Consider the following 19,484-nt stretch of genomic DNA (forward strand, 5'->3'; position numbering starts at 1 on the left):
GGCTTCACGATGTTTTCCATAGTGGCCGCCGTGCGTTTCCTTCTGAACTCGCCTGCAGATCCTCCACAGACAATTTGCGTGGAAAGGGAGGTCCCATGGCGGCTACCTATTGCTCCCGGCTTCTAATACTCCTGTATGGTCTCGACCGCTTTGCCTTCCCTCAGCCAGTCTTGCATGCCGTCTTGCCAATGCAGGTTATGGCCAGTAGGCCGCAATGTGGAGATCAGGCAGGCGGAGAGATTGGATCACGGGGAGCTTCCGGAAGTCGTCGGCCATATCTTTCCCAGCAGCGAACCAAACACAGACATTTGGCAGATCGTGGGGCAACCGCGGGAGCGCTGCCACTACGGCAGACCAATCGCCGATCGCATCCACGCGAACTCTCGTAAGGCTGACGCCCGTCGGAGCTGGTATGGGATATTCGGCGGATCCGGGCACGGTTTCAAGAAGAAAAACAGAGCCCGTTATGTGCGCTGCCTGTGCTTCCAATAACCTTGCGATTGCCGGAAATGCTGCCTCGTCACCTGCGATCAGCCATTGGAGGCGTTGCATCAGCTTTCCTCGGCCAAGCACCATGATACCAACGACATCATCCGCGGAAGCGGCCTCAGCCCACTTGCCGGTGCGGCCGCCGAGGTGCCTAAACACATCAAACTCGATCCAGCTCGCGTCCGGATCTGCGTTCCGGACTGTGTAGACGGGGCGATGCAGCGCGCCGTCGCCTGTCGGCCATAGGGTCCGGCCGTTATTGCCAATATAGGGCCAGGCCGGCGGCCCGCTGCATGGTGGATGTATAAGCCGAAAGTGGATGGCATCCCCGGTGAAGGGCTGGAGGTCGCGACCCGACAGCCGCACACGCAGGAAAGCCGACCCAAGAGGGGTGACCGAGACGACCTTACAGAGACGGAAACCCGGCGGTGATACACCGGCACCGTCTACTGTTTTCCAGCGCAGAACACCGGCTATTTCCGGCGCGACCTCCGATAGATGTTCCGCGATCTCGTCGCGCAGGAGCTGGAGGGTATCGCTCTGTGCAGCCGTTACCGTCATTTCGAGACCATCTGATGCTGCGCAAACGAGGATTTCGCCAAGATCGGTGCGGCAACCAATACAGCCATTTTCCTCTAATATAGGCAGGCCTTGCTGTCGTGCCTCGCTTAGAAGAATCGACTTCACGATCTCAAACCCGATGCCGGGAAATACCGCATGCGCGATGAAAGGATGTGGGTTCCGCTTCATGATCGACATCATTTTGCCCTTTCACCGCGGGATCACGTGCGGACAACCGTGCAGCGGATCGGGTATGACCAGACAGTCCAGCCCAAAAATCTGCCGCATCGTCGCCTCCGTAATCACATCGCAAGGCGCCCCCTCCCGATGTACTTTCCCGTCCTTGAGTGCAAATACGTGATCGGCGAAACGTGCGGCCAGATTGATGTCGTGGAGAACCATGACGACCGTTTTGCCACTCTCCCGATTCAGCTTTCGCACCAGATCCAGAAGCTCGATCTGATGGGGCAGATCCAGGAAAGTTGTCGGCTCGTCGAGCAAGAGGATTGGTGCATCCTGCGCCAATATCATCGCAATGAACGCTCGTTGGCGCTGTCCGCCGGACAGTTCCGACAGGGGCCGAAGTGAGTACGCCGCCACACCGGCGAGCGCCAAGGCTTGGTCGACCGCCAGAGCATCTTCGCGGGACCATTGTGACAAAGGTGACTGCCATGGAGTTCTGCCCCGCGCGACCAGATCGAATACGCGTAGATATTCCGGGACGGTCGAATTTTGCGGCAGGATCGCCAACTGCCTTGCGACCTGTTTCGACTTCTGCCGATCGATGGGGTCTCCTTCAAGCAACACTTCCCCCCCATCCGGCCGCAAAAGCCGGGCGAGGCAACGCAGTAATGTTGACTTCCCGCAGGCATTGGGACCGATGATGACACTGATCTTTCCCCTTGGCACAGCAAGACCGATGTCGTCGAGCACGGGGCCGACCGGCCGCGTCAGTCTCAGGCCTGCAGCTGACAGTGGAAAGGTGGCGGTTGTCATCAAATCACTCCCTTGCGGATTTCGAGGGTAAGTTGCCACACCAACAGCGGGGCTCCGATCATCGCGGTGAAGACCCCGGTGGGAAGATCGGCCCCAATAGGGAGAGAACGGCAGACAAGATCGGCAATGACCGTCAGGCACGCCCCGACCGCCGCGGCTCCCAATAGCGGTGAGCCGTTGCCCGCACCCGATGCGGCTGAAAGCCTGCGAGCGATTGGATTGGCGGCGAAGGCGACGAACGGCAGGGGCCCGGCTACACTGACGGCGCATGCCGTGAGGCCAACTGACAGAAAGAGGATTTTCAATCGGGTTGTCGAGACGTTGAGCCCTAGACCTGTGGCAACGTCATCGCCAAGTGCCAGGCTCTTCAGTGCAAATCCCTGCCATAGCGCGAACGGACCAAGCATGATCAATGCACCAGAGATCAGGACTACGTCACTCCATTCCGGACTGGGAAACGCGCCGACGAGCCATTTCATGATGTCCGCTGCGGTCAAAAGATCTAGCCGCGCCATCATGATATCGACGAGAGCCATGAGGAAGAGGCTCAGCGCCAAACCAGTAAGCACGAGACGCGCTGACGACAGCCCTTTGTTCCAGGCGAGCGCGAGAACGAGCGCTGCGGACAACACGCCGCCAACCATGGCTCCTGGCAAGACCCAAAAACTGCTTCCGGTCAGCATAACGGTGAAAAGCGCTCCGGTGGCAGCGCCGGAACTAAATCCGACGATGTCTGGAGAAGCCAACGGATTGCGCAACATGTCCTGGATCAGTGCCCCGGAGACGCCAAAAGCTGCGCCAGCACCGATGCCGACGAGAAGGCGCGGCAGACGATGATACCAGATGACGATATCGGGGGTTTCATCCGCTTGCTGAAAGAGAATGGTCGATATTTCCGGAGCGGTCAGCGGATAGTTTCCAAAGTACAGAGCAAGCCCAGAGACAGCCATGAGGATTGCAAGCGTCAGCACGGTGAAGACAAGCTTCTGGGGGGCGACCCTCCCGGAAAACGCGCCGCATCGCCACATCATAGAAATAGGTCTTGTCATACGCCCACCCGCCCCCGGCGGATTGCCAGAACCAGAGCAGGCGCTCCGATCACGGCGACCATGACCCCCGCCTGCATGCCCGTGCCGGCAAACAGCAGACGTCCAGCGATATCGGCAGTCAACAGGATGGCGGCCCCGAGAAGGGCCGACACCAATAGCCGGACACGCTCATCCCCGGCGACCAGTCCCATGGCAAGATGTGGCGCGATCAGTCCGACGAAGCCGATAGGACCTGCCAGCGTGACAACTGTCGAGCAGAGACAAACGGCGGCTGCAAGCCCAAGTAGATAGGCGAGCCGGATATCGACCCCGAGAGACTTGGCGAGGTCTTCACCGAGCACATAGGCGTTCAGCATCAATCCCGCGGCAACCGTGAGGATAAGGCCTGCGGCAAACAGTGGCGACAAAGTGCCGATGGCTTCCAAGGATATCCCGTCAAGTCCGCCCATGACCCAGAAACGATAGGTGTCGAGCGCTTGCTGGCTCAGCAAAAGGAAGCCGCGCACAATCGCCAAGAAGAACGCGCTGACGGCAGCACCCGCGAGAAGCAGACGTATGGGGTGCGGCCTGCTGCCTGCGAAGGCTCCAAGCGCCAGAACAGCCAAGGCACCCGAGGTTGCGCCGGCCATGGCCGCCACCGATCTTGCCAATGTTATTGCATCGCCGGCAACGGCAATGAAGATCACCACACCGAAGGCCGCTCCGGCATTGATTCCGAGCAGTCCAGGGTCTGCCAACGGGTTTCGGGTAACTGTCTGCATGATGGAGCCAGCCGCTCCGAGGGCCGCGCCGCACAATAAGGCTGCCACCAGCCGCGGCATTCGCAACGACCATATGACAACATCTTCGGGCCGGTTGAGATCCGGGGCGACAAGGGCGTTCCACAGCTCTTTGAACGCGACAGGTCGAGGGCCGAGTGACAGTGCCAGTCCGATCAATATCAGGAAAATGGGTAGCGCGAGGAGTAACAGCGGCCGGCTCTTCATGGGTTTTGGCCCCCGGCGCTAGCGGAGGGCGAAGTACGTGCCAGCACCTTCTCAAGCTCCGGAACGAGGCTCGAAAGCGCATAGTCGAGGCTGAGCGGACTGGAATGTGAAAGCGCTGCAGAAAGCAGGACGTCAGCATGGACCTCATGCCCAGTCCTGACAGCACGTAGAAAGGGATAAAGCGGCTGGCTTGCGAACTCAGGACGCCCCTTCTCGGAGTTCAGCCAGATCAATACTTCAGTGTCGATCGGGGTCAGGTCTTCAGGAGACAAGCGCACATAGAAACTCCGCCCAACCGCCAGCGCATCGACCGCGTCTGGCGTTCTGAAGCCAAGGGCGGTAAGGAAGCGACTTCTGACATCGCGCGACGTGAAGGTTTCCGGCCCTCGTATAGACGCCATCACCGCTGTCTTCGTATGCCAATCGGGATGTGCCGCCCGAACGGCCGCAAACTTCCCCTCCAGGCGATCAATGATCTCCTTTGCGGCCGTTTCGCGACCCGTCGCGTAGCCTAAAACTCTGGTCATTTCCTGCCACGGCATGTCGTAATCCCCGCCGCCGGCCGCCGGTGGCAAGGTGGGCGCTATTCTCGATAGAAATCGGTATTCAGCCTCGGTCATGCCTGACCACATGCCCTCAATGAGGTCAGGGTGCAGCGCAGCGATCCGCTCGAGATCGACCTGACCACTCAAGACAACCGGGACTTCGTCTCCGAGAGCTTTCTCTGCCCAAGGCCAGACACCCTTGGGGTTGTTTCCGTACCAGTAGCGCAAGCCCACCGGTTTGATCCCCAATGCCAGCGCAAAGTCGTGCCCGATGTAGCTGATTGTGACCACTCGAACCGGCTTCGCCGTCACGACCGTAGAACCGTAGCGATGCTCGATTACGCGCGGGAAATCCTCCGCGCACGCGCTACCCGCAGCCAATAACAGCGTCGACAGCACTATCAATATGCTCAAAACCGGCATGCTGCGCCCTGAATAATTTGACATCCAGCAGTGTCTTCGCTTCGCGGGGCGCACTGGTTCAGAACTTCCTCGACGCCGTGAACATCACGCGACGCCCTTCGTTGAAGGTGCAGCTACCGGCATAGTCCGCCAGTGCGCCTACCGCCGCAGCGAATGTGGCGGCATTGCATTCGGCCTCGTACTGCTTGTTGGCGAGATTTCGCGCCGCCAGAATCAGACTCCAGTCGTCCCGCTGGTAGCTGATAGATGCATCGAGAAGGTTGGCGGAGCTGATGTGATAGGCGTTGGTGGCATCTGAAAAATATGAGCCGACATGCCGGATGCCCACCCCAAGACTGAGACCTTCAAGCGCAGGCATCTGCACGTCATATTTGACCCACGCGGAGGCCGAGTGGACAGGCGCCCTCGCAGGTCTCTTACCCTGCAGCGTCGGATCCTTCGTCACCTCGGCATCCACATACGTGTAGGAGCCAAGAACCGTGAAGCCGTAGTTGAGCTCAAGAAGCGCATCGACGTCGACGCCCATTGAGCGAACCTCGCCTGCCTGGATTTTCGTTATTCCAGTCAAGTCGGACGGGTCGTTGTAGGTCGCGTTGAGTTTGGTTGTGTCGAACAGGGCGACATTTACGTGACCACGATCGTCCGGCAGCTTATAACGCAGGCCGATTTCGTAGGCACGTGACTTCTCCATGTCGAGGGCAGCGCCGCTTGCCGTAATGCCGGCGGGTGGAACGTTGAAGGAGTAGGCAGCGTTGCCATAGATGGTCCATGCATCATCGAAATTCCAGGCAACGCCGAAACTGCCAGACGTCACCTGACCTTCCGATGTGATCTTTCCGGCGCTCGTTTCTGTCGAGCTCGTGACCCAATCATGTCGGATGCCGCCACTGAAAACGAAGTTTTCGAACTCACTGCGGCTCGTCAGATAAACGCCGGTCTGATCGATGTCATTGTCCAGAACGGCAGGCAGATCGGCGGGAAGGGCGCCGGACAGGAAGTTTGTCAGATCACCCGTGAAGAGGTTAAGCTCTCCCAGATATCCCTGGGCATAGTCAACATCGGAACGGGCAAGGTAATGGTCGAACCCTGCCACAATGGTGCCGCTCAAGTCTCCGGAGTCGAATTCGTAAGATAAATTGTTATCAAAACTCGCCTGGTGGGCCTTCTGGTCAAGATCGAACTTGCTGAGCAACGCGGTGTCAACCGCACTCGGATCTGCTCCAGGCACGCCAAACAGTGCAGGCAGCGAAACGAAAGCGGCCGGAACCGCGGTCCGCATCCGCCAGTCGTTTTCCGCATATCTGGCCTTGCTGCGGAAGGTGATGCCCGTTTCGAACTCATGCTCGAACTCATAGCCAATGGTGGTCTGCCTGGTTCTGACGGTGTTGTGGTCCGGAAGCCCGGTGTAGGTATCCGGTGAGAAGTGCCCGAGGGGGTTGTAGCGCCGCGATCCATATTCGGGCACGACCGACCAGCTGTCTCCGACATTGTCCCTTTGAATTTCTGCGAAAAGAGTGAGGCTGGTGGTGTCTTCCGGCTTCCATGTGAACGATGGCGCAGCGTAGAAGCGTCCTTGATCGACTTCCTCATAATTTGTGCCTGATCGGTTGGCCACACCGACCAAACGATAGGCGAAGTCATCGCCGATCGGCCCGGTGCTGTCGATGCCGGCCTCCGTTCCTCCATAGCTGGAAAGACGGCCAAATACCGTATTGCTGGGTTCGAAGTCCGGGCGTTTGGTTAAGGCATTGACCAGGCCCCCGGGCTCGTTGGAGCCATAGAGATCGGACGTCGGACCGCGGAGGATATCGAGGCGCTCGAGCCCAAAGGGTTCGGTGCGCCATGCTGCCCAGCCGAATGTGCGTAACGGCATGCCATCTCGATAGGTACCGACATTCTGAGTCTCAAAACCGCGGATCACGTATTGGTCGTAGCGATCGTCGTTACCGTAAAGTCCAGTGGCAACACCTGGCGAATACGCGATTGCTTCTTCCAGATCGGAGACACCTCGGTCGGCGATCTGCCGCTGTGTCACGACATTCACCGAACGTGGTGTCTTTTGAATATCGGCGGAGATGCGGGTGGCAGTGGTACTGGAAGCCAAACTGTAGGAATCTTCACTCGACCGGCCGCTCAGAATGATTGGCTCTAGGACTGTCGTGTCGTCAGAGCCCGTCGCGCCGCTTGCCGTCGCCGACGGGCCGATAATCGTCACGCTAGTGCTGCTGGTGAACCGCCAAGTTAGTCCAGTCCCCGACAGCAGCTTCGCGATCACCGCCGGCGCTGGGCCTTCTCCACGGAAGCCACTTGTACGCAATGACCGTGTAGCCGCAGCATCGTAGATAAGCTGCAAACCAGATACATCTGCGAACCGGTTCAATGCCTGAGGTAGAGGCCCGGCTGCAATTTCGTACCGCACCGCCACGGCTCGCTCCTGAGCAGCGGCGATGTCGACGAAAGGAACCGTCAGAACTGGCAAACATGCCGTCGTCGCAAGAAATACCGCCAGCCTGCGCGTGGAGCGGCGAGACGCCGCAAAGTGAGAACTCATTTAGACCCCCTGGACACATCTCTGACCGCTGACAATAGGCAATCAGATGATTTCGCCGCCTAAGACGTTTGCCCAGAGAAAAACCGGAGTAAGAAAATCAAGAAATTTCAAAAAATCAGCGATGGATCAAGATCACGAGACTTCCCAGCCGCGTGTCATTGAATCCAAAGGATTTTTCCAGCGCATCAATGACCTTGACGATGTCATTGGTCTCAAACACGCCGCTAACGCGTCGCGCGCTGATCGACTCATCGACGATTCTTATCACTCCCTTATGATAGCGGTTGAGTTCGTTGACAACCTCGCCGAGCGGCTGATCGACGAAGATCAGTTTCCTCCGTCTCCATGCCGTTTCGGATGCCGCATCCACTTTCTCAATGGCACCAAGGTGTCCGTCTTCGTAACGAACACGTTCATCGGGGCCGAGCTCGACGGATGCTCCGGCAGGCTTACCCGATACGGCAACATGGCTTTCGACTACCGTCACGACACCGCCGCGGTCATCGTTTCGAACACCATATACTGTGCCGAGCGCGGTTGCCTCACCCCCCTCGGACTCCACAATGAAAGGTCGGTGCTGGTCGGAGGTTACGGTGAACACAGCCTCACCCTTCATAAGGTGGATCCTGCGCTCACCAGAAGAGTACGCAATTGTAATAGCCGTGCCGCTGTTCATTTCGGCTGTTGAGCCGTCCGGCAAAGCCAGGACCTGGAATTCGCCAACTGCCGTATAGCCATCGGCAAACAATCTCGATGGAACATCGAGGACGTAAGTGCCAAGGCCAAGGAGACAGAGAAACGTGAAGGCGGCAGCGATCGGTCGCAGGAAGTCACGCGCAGGCGGAGGCGGCGTGAGAACGGCCGGCGTTGGCTGAATCGCTCCAAGGTCCTGCCAAGTGCCGGCAATTTCTGAATAAGCGGCGCGGTGTCGATCTGAGGCCGCGAGCCAAGAACGGAATGCCACCTCATCCTCTACCGAGAGACGGCCGCCATCGCGCCGGAAGAACCATTCGGCCGCCTGTTCCAGCATTTCCTTGTCGTTGAAATCCGTCATGAACAACGGTTCGCCTTGTAACGTCCAGAGATAATGAGACAACGAGTTAGTCCAATTAAAACAGAAGACGTTCTGGAAGAGCCTAACCCCAGGGCGGGTGCAAATTTAGTCATTCGCCTTCACGCGCCGAGCGCAGTGGACCGTTGCCGCTGCCAGGTGCTTCTCCACAGCACTGGTGCTGATCCTCATCCGATTGGCGATTTCGGCGTGGGACAACCCTTCGAAGCGCCGAAGAACGAAGCACTCGCGGCATCGCGGCGGAAGTTCCGCAACGGCCTGTGCGAGAATTGCCAGTCGCTGCCGGCCGATGACCTCCCGCTCCGCATCCGGCCGGTCATCGGCAGCATCCAGGGTGCCAGCGTCGATGAAACTTTTCTGGAGGCGCACTCGATGGCGATGGTGATCAGTAACGAGATTCGAGAGTATGCGGTAGAGATAGGCTCGTGGATTGAACGGCAGGTCGTTGCCAGTTGCCACCAGCCGTAAACAAGCCTCTTGGACAAGTTCGTCCGCCAACGCATCGTCGCCAACCTTCCGTCGCGCATAGCGTCGGAGCTCTCCGTAGCATCGTTCGATAACACCCGCGAGGAGCCGCTGGGGATCATTGCCGTCCGAGAGCACCGAATCCGTCATTTCCTGAACTGCCTGTACCACCAAAATATGACCGATGCTCAACCTTCGCCATTCATTAGAGCGAATGGGTAGGCGTTTCAAGGTTAGCATTCCTCCTAAACATCACAGTCGAGCTTGGCATCGCGTCCAGGGGCTAGCTGGGCGAGGCTCAGATACCGCAGAGCCGCAACCCCTCGATTCCATCGCGACTATTGAACATTCTTGCGGCTATGCACGTTCAGCGGAATCTTACCCTCGGAAAAAAGGCTCGCCACTTTCGCCGTAGACGACAAGGCGCCTTCCCCGCGAGGCTGAGCCTCCAACCCCGCTACTCATTGCCCTGTCTCCAACCCGTCCTATCTCTTGCGCGGGACGGTCAGCGAGAGAGGACGCGCATGCCGATAGACAATGCGAGATTGGCGACGATGCAGCCGGGTGTATCTGTGGAGGAGGTGAAGGCGGCTTTGGGGACGAGCTGGAAGGAGCCGAGCCTACAGGCGGAAGGCCATCTGCATATCGAGGAATTTGGCACGCGCATTACCGCCGATGGCAGGCTCGGCGAGGTTCATTTCCGCGCCCCCTTCGAACTTCCCCCTATCCATGGCGTCAGGATGGGAATGCCGGCCGAAGAGCTGCATCGGCTTTATCCCGGTGTCGAGCGCATCTCGGACGAGCGGGAGAAGTATGGCTGGACCATGCTGAAGACGGACCTGTCGGATACGCTGACGCTCGGCGTCGGCATCAGGGAGGATGTCGTCAGGATCATCAGTCTGACGGATCCGACGGCGGTCTATCCGGAGCGGCCCTATAAGTATGCCGATGCCAGCCTCACCGAGGCCTATGACCTGACGATGACCGATCCTGCCGATCTCGCCCGCCGTCCCAATAGCGGTTGGTGCTATGGCCGCCCGCCGGGCATCGATGCCAGCAGATGGCCGGTCAGCACCACCAACGGAATGCCGCTTCGCCACGCCTTCACGGTGAAACTGCCGCCGCAATACCGCACGCTCGGCGATGAGTATGTGGCGATCTCGCTCTTCGTCGACGAACAATGGGAAACGCCGCCGGCAAGCAGAAATGTGGACACCGGAGGCGCGCGCCGGGCCGATCCGCGCCGCTTCGACATGGAATTCATGGACAACGACTACACTCTCTTCTGGCTGACAGAAGAGGAGTTTGCAGCACCGCTCGGCTCACCGCCGGCCATCGAGGGCGCTCCTGTTCCCGGCTGGCTCTCGAAATCGCCGCTCGATTATTGCGGCGAATTCAACCTGCCGAGAACGGTGGCCGAGCAGCAGGCGAAAAGCGTCTTTTCGCCCGGCGGACTTGCCGTCAACGAGCTTCTGGCGGCAGCACGGCCTCCGAGGGGCTGGAAGAACCTGCCGGGAACAGAAGCGCTCGATTACGGTTGGCCGATCGAGATCACCTTGCGCGAGGGCGACCCGAATGTCGGAAAGCCAGCGCGCGAATTCAGGCACGAAAACGAGTTCAGCGGCTATATCGCCGCCTATTCGGAAGAAGGCCAGGCATTGGGGCTGGAGCGCTTTCAGGACTGGCACGCCCATCTCGGCGGCACGATGTTTCCGATGCAGGGTTATCCCGATTTCTCGCCCTTCTACATCGAGATCTCGGAGATCTTCGGCGGCTTCAATTTCGGCGACGGTGTCGCCCAGATCGACCTCAAGGAGATGAAGCTCGAATGGGCCTGCTGATGCTGGAGAAATTTGAAGGTGGGCTGCCAGTTGCCGGGCGCAAGCCCGGCTGAAATCGCGGACTGCGAGGCGAAACTGAAGATTATCCTGCCGGCGGAGATCAAGGCCTTCCTTGCCGCCTCCAACGGTTTCAACGGCGAGGTCGGCCAAGGTTATCTGGTCCTGTGGAGTGCGGCGGAACTCTTCGGGGCTGACGGCTATGAGATCTTCGAATTTCGCGACGACCAGCTGCTGATCGGTTCGAATGGCGGCCCGACCGCCTATGGCTTCGTCAAGGGCGACTATATTTCCATTCCCTTCGTCTTTGCCGGAAACTGGCTGAATGAAGTGCGTGTTCTCGGCCGCTCTTTCGAGGAGTTCATCGAGGCAATTGAGCGCGGCGAAGGTTGGTAAGGCCATTCGCCTGGCGGTCCTGCTTGCGGTTGATACTGACTCATGTCGCAAAAGAGAATCCGAGGCGTTACCTCCGGGTATGAGGCACCGACGCCCCATAACTGCCTGCTCTGAGGCGAGTCTCCGAGCCAAGAGAACTTGGAAGGCCGCTGCACATCTGGCCAGTCGCGAGCTAGCGTCGCAGAAGTCAAACTTGTGCGATTGACTTTTGCGACATGCTGGACGGCGCACGCGGCTTGCTGAAAACTGCGATGGCGGCGCAGACGCCAACGAACTGCATGGTCGCTCCGATCGCCTCGGCGGGAGATGGAGGCCGGCCCTCGAACATGAAACCATAGGTCAGGCCAAACACCGTTTCGGCAACGATGAGCTGGGCGGCAAGCGCCAGCGGCAGGCGACGGGAAGCGATCACCCAGCACCAGGTCGCAAACCACGAACCGGCCAGCCCCATCACCAGCGCCCATCCGACAAAGCGAGTGGCTTCTGAAACGGAAGCCGTGTCCGCGAGGTCGAACGAGGCCAAGGGCAACAAGAGAAGGCTTCCGACTGCCGCGCCGATGCCTTGCAACCCTGTCCATTGAAATCCGTCCGGCGCGTCTGCCGATCGCATGACAGCCGCATTCGCCAGACCATAGGCGATCCAGATCGCCAGCGCCACTGAGCTGGCGAGGGTGCCGAGTAAAATTGACTCCGTGTCCGCAACGCCGGCAGCGCTGACTGTCGCGGCATTCACGATCACTACGCCGATCGCGATCAGCACCAAAGGTAGCGCAAGAGCCTGCCATGGCGCAGAGCGATCCCGAATATTGGCGATGATTGCCAGGAACACCGGCATGGTGCCGACGATGACAGGCGGCACGGCAGCACCGGCGAGCTGGACGGCAAAGGCCACGCTGATGAAATACCCGACATATCCTGCGCCGCCGAGTAGCAGGCCGATCAGAAGTCTCGAGCGAGCAATGCCGATGGGCCGGAACCGTCGATCAGCCATGAGCATCAGGCAGGCCAGGCCGAAGATGCAATAGCGGGCAATCGTGAAGTCCCAGACCGTGAACGGCGTGACGGCGCGCGGGGCGACGAAGGTGAGGCCCCAAAGGGCGCAGGTGGTGAGGCCAGCGATGATGCCGAGCAGCATGATGTTCTCCTGTTGGCGTCATCATGCAATGCGATCCATCCGATTTATATAGAGTAGCAAGAGCAAATCCTGTAGTTTTCCTGTTATGTCGAAGGCAAAAACCCCTCAGAACCTTCAAATTGCGGAATCAACCTTGGACGCGACGGATGCTCAGATTCTTAGTGCGCTCGATTCCGATGCCCGCTTGTCGATGAGCGAGCTTGCCCGCCTTGTCGGCATGTCCGCACCGAGTGTGTCGGAGCGCGTTCGCCGGCTTGAAGCCGGCGGCGTCATCCGAGGCTTCACCGTCGATGTGGACACGCGCGCCATCGGCTACCAGATCAGGGCGATCGTGCGCATCCGGCCGCTCCCCGGCAAACTCCACCTCGTCGAACGGCTCATTCAGGATCGTCCGGAATTTGTCGAATGCGACAAGATCACCGGCGATGATCCTTTCCTCGGTCGTCTGGTAGTCCATACGATCGAGCAGATGGACGACGTCCTCGAAGCGCTCTCAGAACACGCTGTCACCAGCACGGCCGTCATCAAGGGAACGTCCGTCAAACGCCGCTTGCCGCCCCTGTAGCAAAAATCAGGATTTCTGCGAAAGCCGGGCAGACGTCATTCCGCCCGGCTTCGGGGATCGGCCTTAGAACGGCGAGGCGCTAGCCATCTAATTTCATCTCCCAGCTCCACTCGCTTCCCTTTGACCGTTCATATCGACACGCTGAAGGTGAAGAGCAGGAATTTCCATTGATATTCAGTTTGAAGAGCTTGTCGTTAGTTCAAACCGATCCAGGGCGGGAGGTTGTCCTCGTGCTCGACCCACGCTGCATTAACCTCCTACCGGCCGCTCAAAGCTTCGGCGTCAGCATATCAAAACGGTCCCGAATGGTGGAGCAGGTATCACCTCCAAGGCGGGCCACTGCGTCGATAACATCAGGATCAACATGGAGCCGTTCATCGACCGCACCTTCGCGATAATGGGCGTAGATAATCTCGCCCATGATAATCTGCCGTGACTTGCCAAGTTCAAGCGTGATGTGGCGTCGGCATTCGAACGATGCAGGAGCTTCTGCAATCCACGGAGATGCGACCTTCATGCCGGGCATGGCCGTCAGTCCCGCTTCTTTCAACTCGTCAATGCCGCGAGGGTACTTTGCTGCGCAGGTATGCATCGCTTCGGCGATGGCTACCGAGACGATGTTGACCGTGAAGACCTCGGTCATTCGAATATTATGGCCGGTGTCCTTGAAGGACATGTCCGGATTGTTTTCCACGCCCACCGCCAGGATAGGCGGATCGGCCGACAGGCAATTGAAAAAGCTGAACGGTGCGGCATTGATGCGGCCATTTTCGTCGACGGTTGTGACGAGGGCTATCGGACGAGGGATGATCGTTCCTATCATCAGCTTGTAGCGTTCGCGGGCGTTGAGCATCGTGAAGTCGAAGGACGTCACCCCGCTGTTTGCAGGGGCTTCAGCAATCTGTGCTGTCATTGTCAGAGACCTTTTATCCGAGCGGCATAGGGTGCCAGAAGATCGCGGATGTCGCGTTCCTGCCTTGCTTCGAGCATGGCTCTTCCTGCGACCGACGCGAGATGGTGGTCCATCAACTCGTTGGCGCGCGAGGCATCACCATTGACCAGCGCCTGGACGATTTGACGATGTTCGTCCACTCCACAATCGGCCGAATGGGGTCGGCCATACATGGCCAGGATCAACGAGCACCGCGACACCACTTCCGTGACATATCGGATGAGAAGCTGGTTCCCGGTCATCCGCGCAAGCAACAGATGAAACTCACCCGCAAGCCGGATCGATTCCCGATCATCGACGCCGGAAACGGCGTGTTCCTTCTCGATGAAGCTGTTCAGCGCGTCGATCTCGCCAGGTTTCAGCTTTCCGGCAAGCAGCCCAGTGACGGTGCATTCGAGGCCTCTGCGAACCATGAAGGTATCAAGAGCTTCCTCCAGCGATGGGTTTGCGACGTAAGCGCCCTTGTTCGGTTTCAATTCAACCAATCCTTCCACGGCAAGGCGTCCCAGCGCCTCCCGTGCAATGGTGCGGCTGGTTCCGAACGTTTCCCCGATCGCATCTTCGGGCAGACGTGCGCCTGGCTGTAATTTCTGTTCCATGATCGCCTGGCGAAGAGCGTCCTGGACGGCTTCCGTTCGCGAGGTGGGTGCGGCTGTTCGACCTGCTGCGGCCACATCATTGGCGGGCGGGCCTTTGCCCTTGGCGGTCGGGTCGTTCACTGAACGAGCCGTCCCACCGCTCTGTGCATTGCGAGTGATCATTTCCCTGCCTTCTTCATTTCCACCCACGTGTTGAGAATATCCGTGGCTTCCCTATCCATGCTTTGCGCACTGGGCATCGAGCGTTCGTTGACCAGCGCACCCGCGGCTTTGCGGACCTTGTCGACATCGATGGGATGCCGTTCCTTCTTCGTCAACCCCTCGAATGCTTTCCCGGCCTGATCCATCGAGGCCGCATAAAACAGGCGTGATATGCCGGCGACCTCCATGGTTGCCACACACATCGCACAAGGTTCGCAGGAGGTGTACATATCGGCCCCTGTCAGGTCGACGCATTCCAACCGACGGCAGGCATCGCGCATTGCTTCGACTTCACCATGGGACGTCGGATCGAAGTGTGCCAGGGAGTGGTTCAAGCCTTCCCCGACGATTTTTCCGTTTAGAACGACGACCGCACCGAAAGGCTCGGTACCGGGTTTCGTCAGCGCCTGGCGCGACAATTCCACGGCGCGCTGCATGAAGTCTTCATTGTAGGTCATTGGGTCTCCTTCCTTGGATGTTTGTTATGCTGCTTCGGGCAGAAGCCAGGCATGCTGGGGCTGCCAGTTCAACGTCAGTTCCTTGCCCGGCGTCAGGTCGAGTGCATCGATCTCGTGCTGTTGTTTCTGGACGCGGAATTCCTTGCCTTTCACGTCGAAGAAAATCGTCTGGGTCGAGCCCACGAATTCGATGCCGATGACACTGCCTGTCACGCCTTCTCCCGCGGTGCCGCCTGTCGGCAAAGAGGACAGGCTGATGCGATCGGCTGCAATGACGAAGCTCGCCTTGTCCTGCTCGGCACTACTTGTCTTCGTCGGCACTGTGAACGTCCCAAGCGGGCCGTCGATCTTTACCTTGCCTTCGTCATGTCCAGACACTTTCCCGCTGATAATGTTGTTCATGCCCATGAATTCAGCCACGAAAGCGTTGGCAGGTTCGCGGTAGACGTCCTGTGGTCGGCCGGTCTGCTGTATCGCCCCATCGTTCATCAGGACGATCCGGTCGGCCAGAGCAAAGGCTTCCGACTGCGCATGCGTCACGTACACGAAGGTGATGCCGAGTTCCTTGTGGAGGCGCGAGAGTTCGGTCTGCATCCGGACCCGGAGATGGGCATCGAGCGCACTGAGTGGCTCATCGAGCAGGAGTATCGAAGGCTGCGTCACCAACGACCGTGCTATTGCCACGCGCTGCCGCTGCCCGCCGGACAGTTGAGCGATGTTGCGCTCAGCCATGCTGCCCAACTCGAGACGCTCCAGCCATTCCATCGCCCGTCTGCGCCGTTCCTGCTTGCCGATTTTCTTCATCCGAAGTGGAAACTCCACGTTCTCGACAACGGAGAGAAACGGAAACAGAGCCAGGCTCTGCCAGACCATCGGCGTGTCGCGCTGGAACGCCGGGATGCCGCGCATGCTTTGCCCACCGATCCGAATGTCGCCGCCGGTCGGCTGGTCCAGTCCTGCCAGGAGCCGAAGGGTCGTGGACTTGCCGCAGCCCGATGGCCCCATCAGAGCGATGAACTCGCCGCCCTGGATGCCGAGGTTGATTGCCTTCACCGCGTGGTGGGTCGCGTAGCGTTTGTCGAGGTTTTCCAAGGTCACGAATGCATTCGACATGTCTTCTGCCTTTCAAGGATTGGAGGGAGCGGTCTTGCCTGCGCGAACGCCGATGAAGCGCTGCGCCACAAGAACAAGAACAATGCTGATGATGAGGACGATGGTGCCGATGGCATTGATCTTCGGGTTCACCTGCCCCTGGAGGAGGTTGAGGATGCGCACCGGCAGCGTCTCGTTGACGCCCCCGACGAACCAGGCAATGAGGAATTCGTCGAAGGATACCGCAGCCGAGAGGAAGAATGACGCGATCAGAGACGGTTTGCAAAATGGCAGGACGACCGTGAAAAGCGTCGCAAATGGTGACGCGCCGAGATTCCAGGCGGCGGGCTCCAGGTCTCGCGAAAATTCGCCAAGGCGAAGCCGGATGATGGCCATTGCAAAGGACGTGGCGACGGCGACGTGACAGGCGATGATGGCCTCAACACTACCGAACAGGCCGATGCGTGACAGGAACGCAAGCATTGCCATTCCCATTATGCTGACGGGTACGGCTGGCGGAATAGCCACGAGCAGCCCAAATAGCGTCTTCCCGCGAAACATGTACCGGTAGTCGACATAGGCTGCGGCAAACCCCAGAACGGTGGCGATGACCGCAGTCCCGAAACCGACAATCAGGCTGTTGAGGAAGGCGTCGCGGATCATGCTGTCTGCCAACACGGCCTGGTGCCATTGCAGGCTGAAGCCGCCCCAGGGGATCGTCGGAAAACGGTTGGCATCGAACGAGAATACCGCGATGACCAGCATTGGGGTTGCGATAAAGAGGGCGATTGCGCCAATCAGGCCGAATTGCAGGAAGCGTGACAGGCGGGTGATGAGCGGCTGGGACATCAGTGGCCTTCCTTCTGGGGTTGGCGTTCGCGGCCGAGGAAGCCTGCCGCCAGAAATACAAGCGCCAGGATCGCCAACATCGTGACACCGATGACGGAAGCGCGTGGCCACTGCGATCCCGACTTGACGGTATCGACGATCAGGATGGAGAGTGTCGGCGGCTTGCTGCCGGTCATGAACAACGGGCTGATGTAATCGCCGAAAGACATCAGGAAGGCCGTCGATCCCGCCAGGAAGGTTGCGTTGCGGATCGACGGAAGTAGGACATGGAGGATGACCTTGCTGCGGCGGCAACCGAGGTTCTCGGACGCCTCGACCAGCGTGCGATCAACGCCGGAGAAGGCTAGAACCAGGATCAGGATCGCCACGGGAAGGGTCAGCGTCAGCAAGCCGACCTGAAGCGAGAACTGACCGCCCAGCAAAGGCAAGCCGGTAAATCCGGCGCGCCTGACGATGCTGTTGATGACCCCATCGGGGCTCAAGACGATTTGCCACGCATAGATGCGCAACATGTAGCTTGAGAAGACCGGTACGATCAGAAATGTGACCGCAAGATCACGCATTTTCTGGGTGAGCCTGAAGGCAATGGTGTAGGCGGCGGGAAGTGCGACCACCAGCGTCAGGATGGTGCAGGTGGCCGCAACTTCGCCCGTGTAGACCAGGGCCCTCTGGAAAGGGGTGGAGAACAATATTCTCGACCAGTTATCCAGCGAGAAGTCGGGCTCCAGCCGGAAAGACCTGACGCGCCAGAACGTAACGACGATCAAGAACACGAGTGGGGCTGCGAAGAACACGATCTGCCACAGCAGTACAGGGAGCCCCAGAATGGCAGGCATGGTCGCTGGCGAAGCAGCCGTCCGAGCGCGGAATGAACCTCGCCCAACCGCCTCGCCAGCCTTCAGCATTGATGCATCGATGTCTGTCATCCCAGGGTGCTCCAGGCTCGGCGTTCGGATTAGAGGCTCTTGAATTCGCTCCAGACGTCGTTCCAGTCCTCGATCGATTGCTCGGTCGGAAGCTGGCGGAATTGGATTTTCTTGGCTTTGTATTCGTCCATCACGTTCGGCTTATCGAGCTGCAGGCGCAGGATTTCGGCGTCCTTCGGCATTGTCTCGTTGAGGAGCTTCCAGCCGGCGATCGAAGGGATCGACTTCTTGTTGTCGACCTTGGTCGCCATCTTCACCTGGCCCTGCGGGGAGGTGGTGTACTGGATGAACTTGCGGGCAAGGTCCCTCTTGGGTGTACCCTTGACGATGGAAAGCGACTCCGTCCACTGCAAGCCACCTTCATCTGGAATAATCGTGTCGACCGGAACGCCGTTCAGCCGCAGGCCAAGCGTGATCCACTCGCCAATACCCGGCACGAGCTGGGCTTGTCCGTTGGTCATGGAGGAAAAGATGTCGGCGATGGTGTAGAAGCCGGAGGCCTGGGGCTTCAAGGTAAAGAGCTTTTCCTTGACGGCTTCGAATTTCTCTTCGGAGATATCAAACGGTGGAAGGTTGCCGTTGGACAGGCTGATCGAACCCATTGAAGGCAGATACCAGTCGAAGAAGCCGACTTTGCCCTTTGCCTTCTCACCCCACATTGCCGCGTAGGACTTCATCTCTTCCGGCCTGAATGTGTTGGTATTGTAGGACAGACCGAGATAGCCGAAGTCCGTCATGACGCCGTAGAGTTTTCCGTCGAACCAGTGCAGCGGGAATTTCTGAAACTCCGGCCAGAAATCCTTGATCGGGTAATCGTCCGGATCGAGCGGTTCGATGAAGTCGGACGCATGTAGCAAGTGCATGTACTCCGCGTCGGCGAGGACCACGTCGAACGAGCCAGGAGGCGACTGGTTGATGACGGCAAGCATCTGGTCGCCGCCGACATATTCCTTGATGCGGACCTTTACGTTGTTCTCTTTCTCAAAGTCGGCAATCAGATACGGATCGGCGTTTCCGGGCCAGGAAAGGTAGTTTAGAACATTCGGATCGTCCGCGTAGGCGCTGGACCATTGATTTGCCGCTGCAAAGGCGACGCCTGCGGCACCAGCCTTCAGGAAGCCGCGTCGGCTGATGTCGCGGGACATAAGAGGTGGAATGCGCATTTTCTGTTCCCTTCAGGCTTGGGTTAAATCGTATACATCAAGTGCGTGCGATTAGACAAATGCAAAGGGCGTGCCAGTTCCCGTTTTTGCGAAAAACGTAGCGCTTTCAAAGCTATATTGCGCACCGAGCTCCTTCGGGGCGCTCTTGATATGCACGAATTTCGGCGATCACA

Annotated in this window: 19 protein-coding genes; 3 read left to right on the plus strand and 16 right to left on the minus strand. The window is 58.8% G+C overall.

All coding sequences use genetic code 11. From position 1 onward, the window contains the following. Nucleotides 1-195 precede the first annotated feature (195 nt). The 8 genes from HFO71_RS33160 to HFO71_RS33195 all read right to left on the minus strand — a co-directional run bounded on the left by HFO71_RS33160 (nucleotide 196) and on the right by HFO71_RS33195 (nucleotide 9,368). Nucleotides 196-1,248, minus strand: coding sequence for a siderophore-interacting protein (locus HFO71_RS33160; RefSeq protein WP_221988924.1), 1,053 nt, complete (start codon nucleotides 1,246-1,248; stop codon nucleotides 196-198). A 12-nt stretch (nucleotides 1,249-1,260) separates the two neighbouring features. Continuing rightward, nucleotides 1,261-2,046: an ABC transporter ATP-binding protein gene (locus tag HFO71_RS33165; RefSeq protein WP_221986911.1), complete on the minus strand. Its 786-nt coding sequence runs from the start codon at nucleotides 2,044-2,046 to the stop codon at nucleotides 1,261-1,263. Next, nucleotides 2,046-3,017, minus strand: coding sequence for a FecCD family ABC transporter permease (locus HFO71_RS33170; RefSeq protein WP_221986912.1), 972 nt, complete (start codon nucleotides 3,015-3,017; stop codon nucleotides 2,046-2,048). Before HFO71_RS33170 ends, HFO71_RS33165 begins: the two co-directional genes overlap by 1 nt. A 74-nt stretch (nucleotides 3,018-3,091) precedes the next feature. Continuing rightward, complete coding sequence (locus HFO71_RS33175) at nucleotides 3,092-4,081, minus strand: FecCD family ABC transporter permease (protein ID WP_221988925.1); 990 nt, start codon at nucleotides 4,079-4,081, stop codon at nucleotides 3,092-3,094. Beyond that, nucleotides 4,078-5,049, minus strand: a complete 972-nt coding sequence (locus HFO71_RS33180) for an iron-siderophore ABC transporter substrate-binding protein (RefSeq protein WP_221988927.1) — start codon at nucleotides 5,047-5,049, stop codon at nucleotides 4,078-4,080. The genes HFO71_RS33175 and HFO71_RS33180 overlap by 4 nt, the downstream gene beginning before the upstream one ends. Before the next feature lie 58 nt (nucleotides 5,050-5,107). Then, nucleotides 5,108-7,600 carry a TonB-dependent siderophore receptor gene (locus tag HFO71_RS33185; RefSeq protein WP_221986915.1) on the minus strand — a complete coding sequence of 831 codons (2,493 nt, stop codon included), beginning with the start codon at nucleotides 7,598-7,600 and terminating at the stop codon, nucleotides 5,108-5,110. A 115-nt stretch (nucleotides 7,601-7,715) separates the two neighbouring features. After that, nucleotides 7,716-8,654, minus strand: coding sequence for a FecR family protein (locus HFO71_RS33190; protein WP_221988929.1), 939 nt, complete (start codon nucleotides 8,652-8,654; stop codon nucleotides 7,716-7,718). 105 nt (nucleotides 8,655-8,759) lie between these two features. Next, nucleotides 8,760-9,368, minus strand: coding sequence for an RNA polymerase sigma factor (locus HFO71_RS33195; protein WP_221986917.1), 609 nt, complete (start codon nucleotides 9,366-9,368; stop codon nucleotides 8,760-8,762). Between the two features lie 293 nt (nucleotides 9,369-9,661). Here HFO71_RS33195 and HFO71_RS33200 point away from each other — a divergent pair, with 293 nt between their 5' ends. Both HFO71_RS33200 and HFO71_RS33205 read left to right on the plus strand, forming a co-directional pair. Further along, nucleotides 9,662-10,978 carry a DUF7256 domain-containing protein gene (locus HFO71_RS33200; protein ID WP_221988930.1) on the plus strand — a complete coding sequence of 439 codons (1,317 nt, stop codon included), beginning with the start codon at nucleotides 9,662-9,664 and terminating at the stop codon, nucleotides 10,976-10,978. 18 nt (nucleotides 10,979-10,996) lie between these two features. Then, a complete protein-coding gene (locus HFO71_RS33205; protein ID WP_338150503.1) occupies nucleotides 10,997-11,371 on the plus strand; it encodes an SMI1/KNR4 family protein in 375 nt (124 codons plus the stop codon). Nucleotides 11,372-11,558: 187 nt separating this feature from the next. On the opposite strand, the gene HFO71_RS33210 is transcribed toward HFO71_RS33205, so the two are convergent. After that, on the minus strand, nucleotides 11,559-12,506 hold the full coding sequence (locus HFO71_RS33210; protein ID WP_221988932.1) for a DMT family transporter: 948 nt from the start codon (nucleotides 12,504-12,506) through the stop codon (nucleotides 11,559-11,561). Between the two features lie 85 nt (nucleotides 12,507-12,591). Between HFO71_RS33210 and HFO71_RS33215 the strand changes: the two genes are divergently transcribed. After that, on the plus strand, nucleotides 12,592-13,071 hold the full coding sequence (locus tag HFO71_RS33215; RefSeq protein WP_221988933.1) for an Lrp/AsnC family transcriptional regulator: 480 nt from the start codon (nucleotides 12,592-12,594) through the stop codon (nucleotides 13,069-13,071). Nucleotides 13,072-13,339: 268 nt separating this feature from the next. On the opposite strand, the gene HFO71_RS33220 is transcribed toward HFO71_RS33215, so the two are convergent. From HFO71_RS33220 to HFO71_RS33250, 7 genes are all read right to left on the minus strand, one after another. Beyond that, nucleotides 13,340-13,984, minus strand: coding sequence for a flavin reductase family protein (locus HFO71_RS33220; protein ID WP_221988934.1), 645 nt, complete (start codon nucleotides 13,982-13,984; stop codon nucleotides 13,340-13,342). Between the two features lie 2 nt (nucleotides 13,985-13,986). Continuing rightward, on the minus strand, nucleotides 13,987-14,622 hold the full coding sequence (locus HFO71_RS33225; RefSeq protein ID WP_420910169.1) for a GntR family transcriptional regulator: 636 nt from the start codon (nucleotides 14,620-14,622) through the stop codon (nucleotides 13,987-13,989). Nucleotides 14,623-14,780: 158 nt separating this feature from the next. Then, complete coding sequence (locus HFO71_RS33230) at nucleotides 14,781-15,281, minus strand: nucleoside deaminase (protein WP_221988936.1); 501 nt, start codon at nucleotides 15,279-15,281, stop codon at nucleotides 14,781-14,783. A gap of 24 nt (nucleotides 15,282-15,305) precedes the next feature. Beyond that, a complete protein-coding gene (locus HFO71_RS33235) occupies nucleotides 15,306-16,379 on the minus strand; it encodes an ABC transporter ATP-binding protein (protein ID WP_338150504.1) in 1,074 nt (357 codons plus the stop codon). Nucleotides 16,380-16,406: 27 nt separating this feature from the next. Continuing rightward, a complete protein-coding gene (locus HFO71_RS33240; protein WP_221988938.1) occupies nucleotides 16,407-17,222 on the minus strand; it encodes an ABC transporter permease in 816 nt (271 codons plus the stop codon). Then, entirely contained in the window at nucleotides 17,222-18,148 is a 927-nt protein-coding gene (locus HFO71_RS33245) for an ABC transporter permease (protein ID WP_221988939.1), read from the minus strand. The genes HFO71_RS33240 and HFO71_RS33245 overlap by 1 nt, the downstream gene beginning before the upstream one ends. Nucleotides 18,149-18,177: 29 nt before the next feature. After that, nucleotides 18,178-19,311 carry an ABC transporter substrate-binding protein gene (locus HFO71_RS33250; RefSeq protein WP_221988941.1) on the minus strand — a complete coding sequence of 378 codons (1,134 nt, stop codon included), beginning with the start codon at nucleotides 19,309-19,311 and terminating at the stop codon, nucleotides 18,178-18,180. Nucleotides 19,312-19,484: the final 173 nt, after the last annotated feature.

It is taken from the genome of Rhizobium laguerreae (assembly GCF_019778565.1).
GTDB classification, from domain to species: Bacteria; Pseudomonadota; Alphaproteobacteria; order Rhizobiales; family Rhizobiaceae; genus Rhizobium; species Rhizobium laguerreae.

Excerpts from the sequence above, each read along its gene's own strand:
- HFO71_RS33160 (WP_221988924.1), bottom strand. The coding sequence starts at position 1,248 with ATGTCGATCATGAAGCGGAACCCACATCCTTTCATCGCGCATGCGGTA.
- HFO71_RS33165 (WP_221986911.1), bottom strand. The coding sequence starts at position 2,046 with ATGACAACCGCCACCTTTCCACTGTCAGCTGCAGGCCTGAGACTGACG.
- HFO71_RS33175 (WP_221988925.1), bottom strand. The coding sequence starts at position 4,081 with ATGAAGAGCCGGCCGCTGTTACTCCTCGCGCTACCCATTTTCCTGATA.
- HFO71_RS33180 (WP_221988927.1), bottom strand. The coding sequence starts at position 5,049 with ATGCCGGTTTTGAGCATATTGATAGTGCTGTCGACGCTGTTATTGGCT.
- HFO71_RS33185 (WP_221986915.1), bottom strand. The coding sequence starts at position 7,600 with ATGAGTTCTCACTTTGCGGCGTCTCGCCGCTCCACGCGCAGGCTGGCG.
- HFO71_RS33190 (WP_221988929.1), bottom strand. The coding sequence starts at position 8,654 with ATGACGGATTTCAACGACAAGGAAATGCTGGAACAGGCGGCCGAATGG.
- HFO71_RS33200 (WP_221988930.1), top strand. The coding sequence starts at position 9,662 with ATGCCGATAGACAATGCGAGATTGGCGACGATGCAGCCGGGTGTATCT.
- HFO71_RS33210 (WP_221988932.1), bottom strand. The coding sequence starts at position 12,506 with ATGCTGCTCGGCATCATCGCTGGCCTCACCACCTGCGCCCTTTGGGGC.
- HFO71_RS33215 (WP_221988933.1), top strand. The coding sequence starts at position 12,592 with ATGTCGAAGGCAAAAACCCCTCAGAACCTTCAAATTGCGGAATCAACC.
- HFO71_RS33220 (WP_221988934.1), bottom strand. The coding sequence starts at position 13,984 with ATGACAGCACAGATTGCTGAAGCCCCTGCAAACAGCGGGGTGACGTCC.
- HFO71_RS33225 (WP_420910169.1), bottom strand. The coding sequence starts at position 14,622 with ATGGAACAGAAATTACAGCCAGGCGCACGTCTGCCCGAAGATGCGATC.
- HFO71_RS33230 (WP_221988936.1), bottom strand. The coding sequence starts at position 15,281 with ATGACCTACAATGAAGACTTCATGCAGCGCGCCGTGGAATTGTCGCGC.
- HFO71_RS33240 (WP_221988938.1), bottom strand. The coding sequence starts at position 17,222 with ATGTCCCAGCCGCTCATCACCCGCCTGTCACGCTTCCTGCAATTCGGC.
- HFO71_RS33245 (WP_221988939.1), bottom strand. The coding sequence starts at position 18,148 with ATGACAGACATCGATGCATCAATGCTGAAGGCTGGCGAGGCGGTTGGG.
- HFO71_RS33250 (WP_221988941.1), bottom strand. The coding sequence starts at position 19,311 with ATGCGCATTCCACCTCTTATGTCCCGCGACATCAGCCGACGCGGCTTC.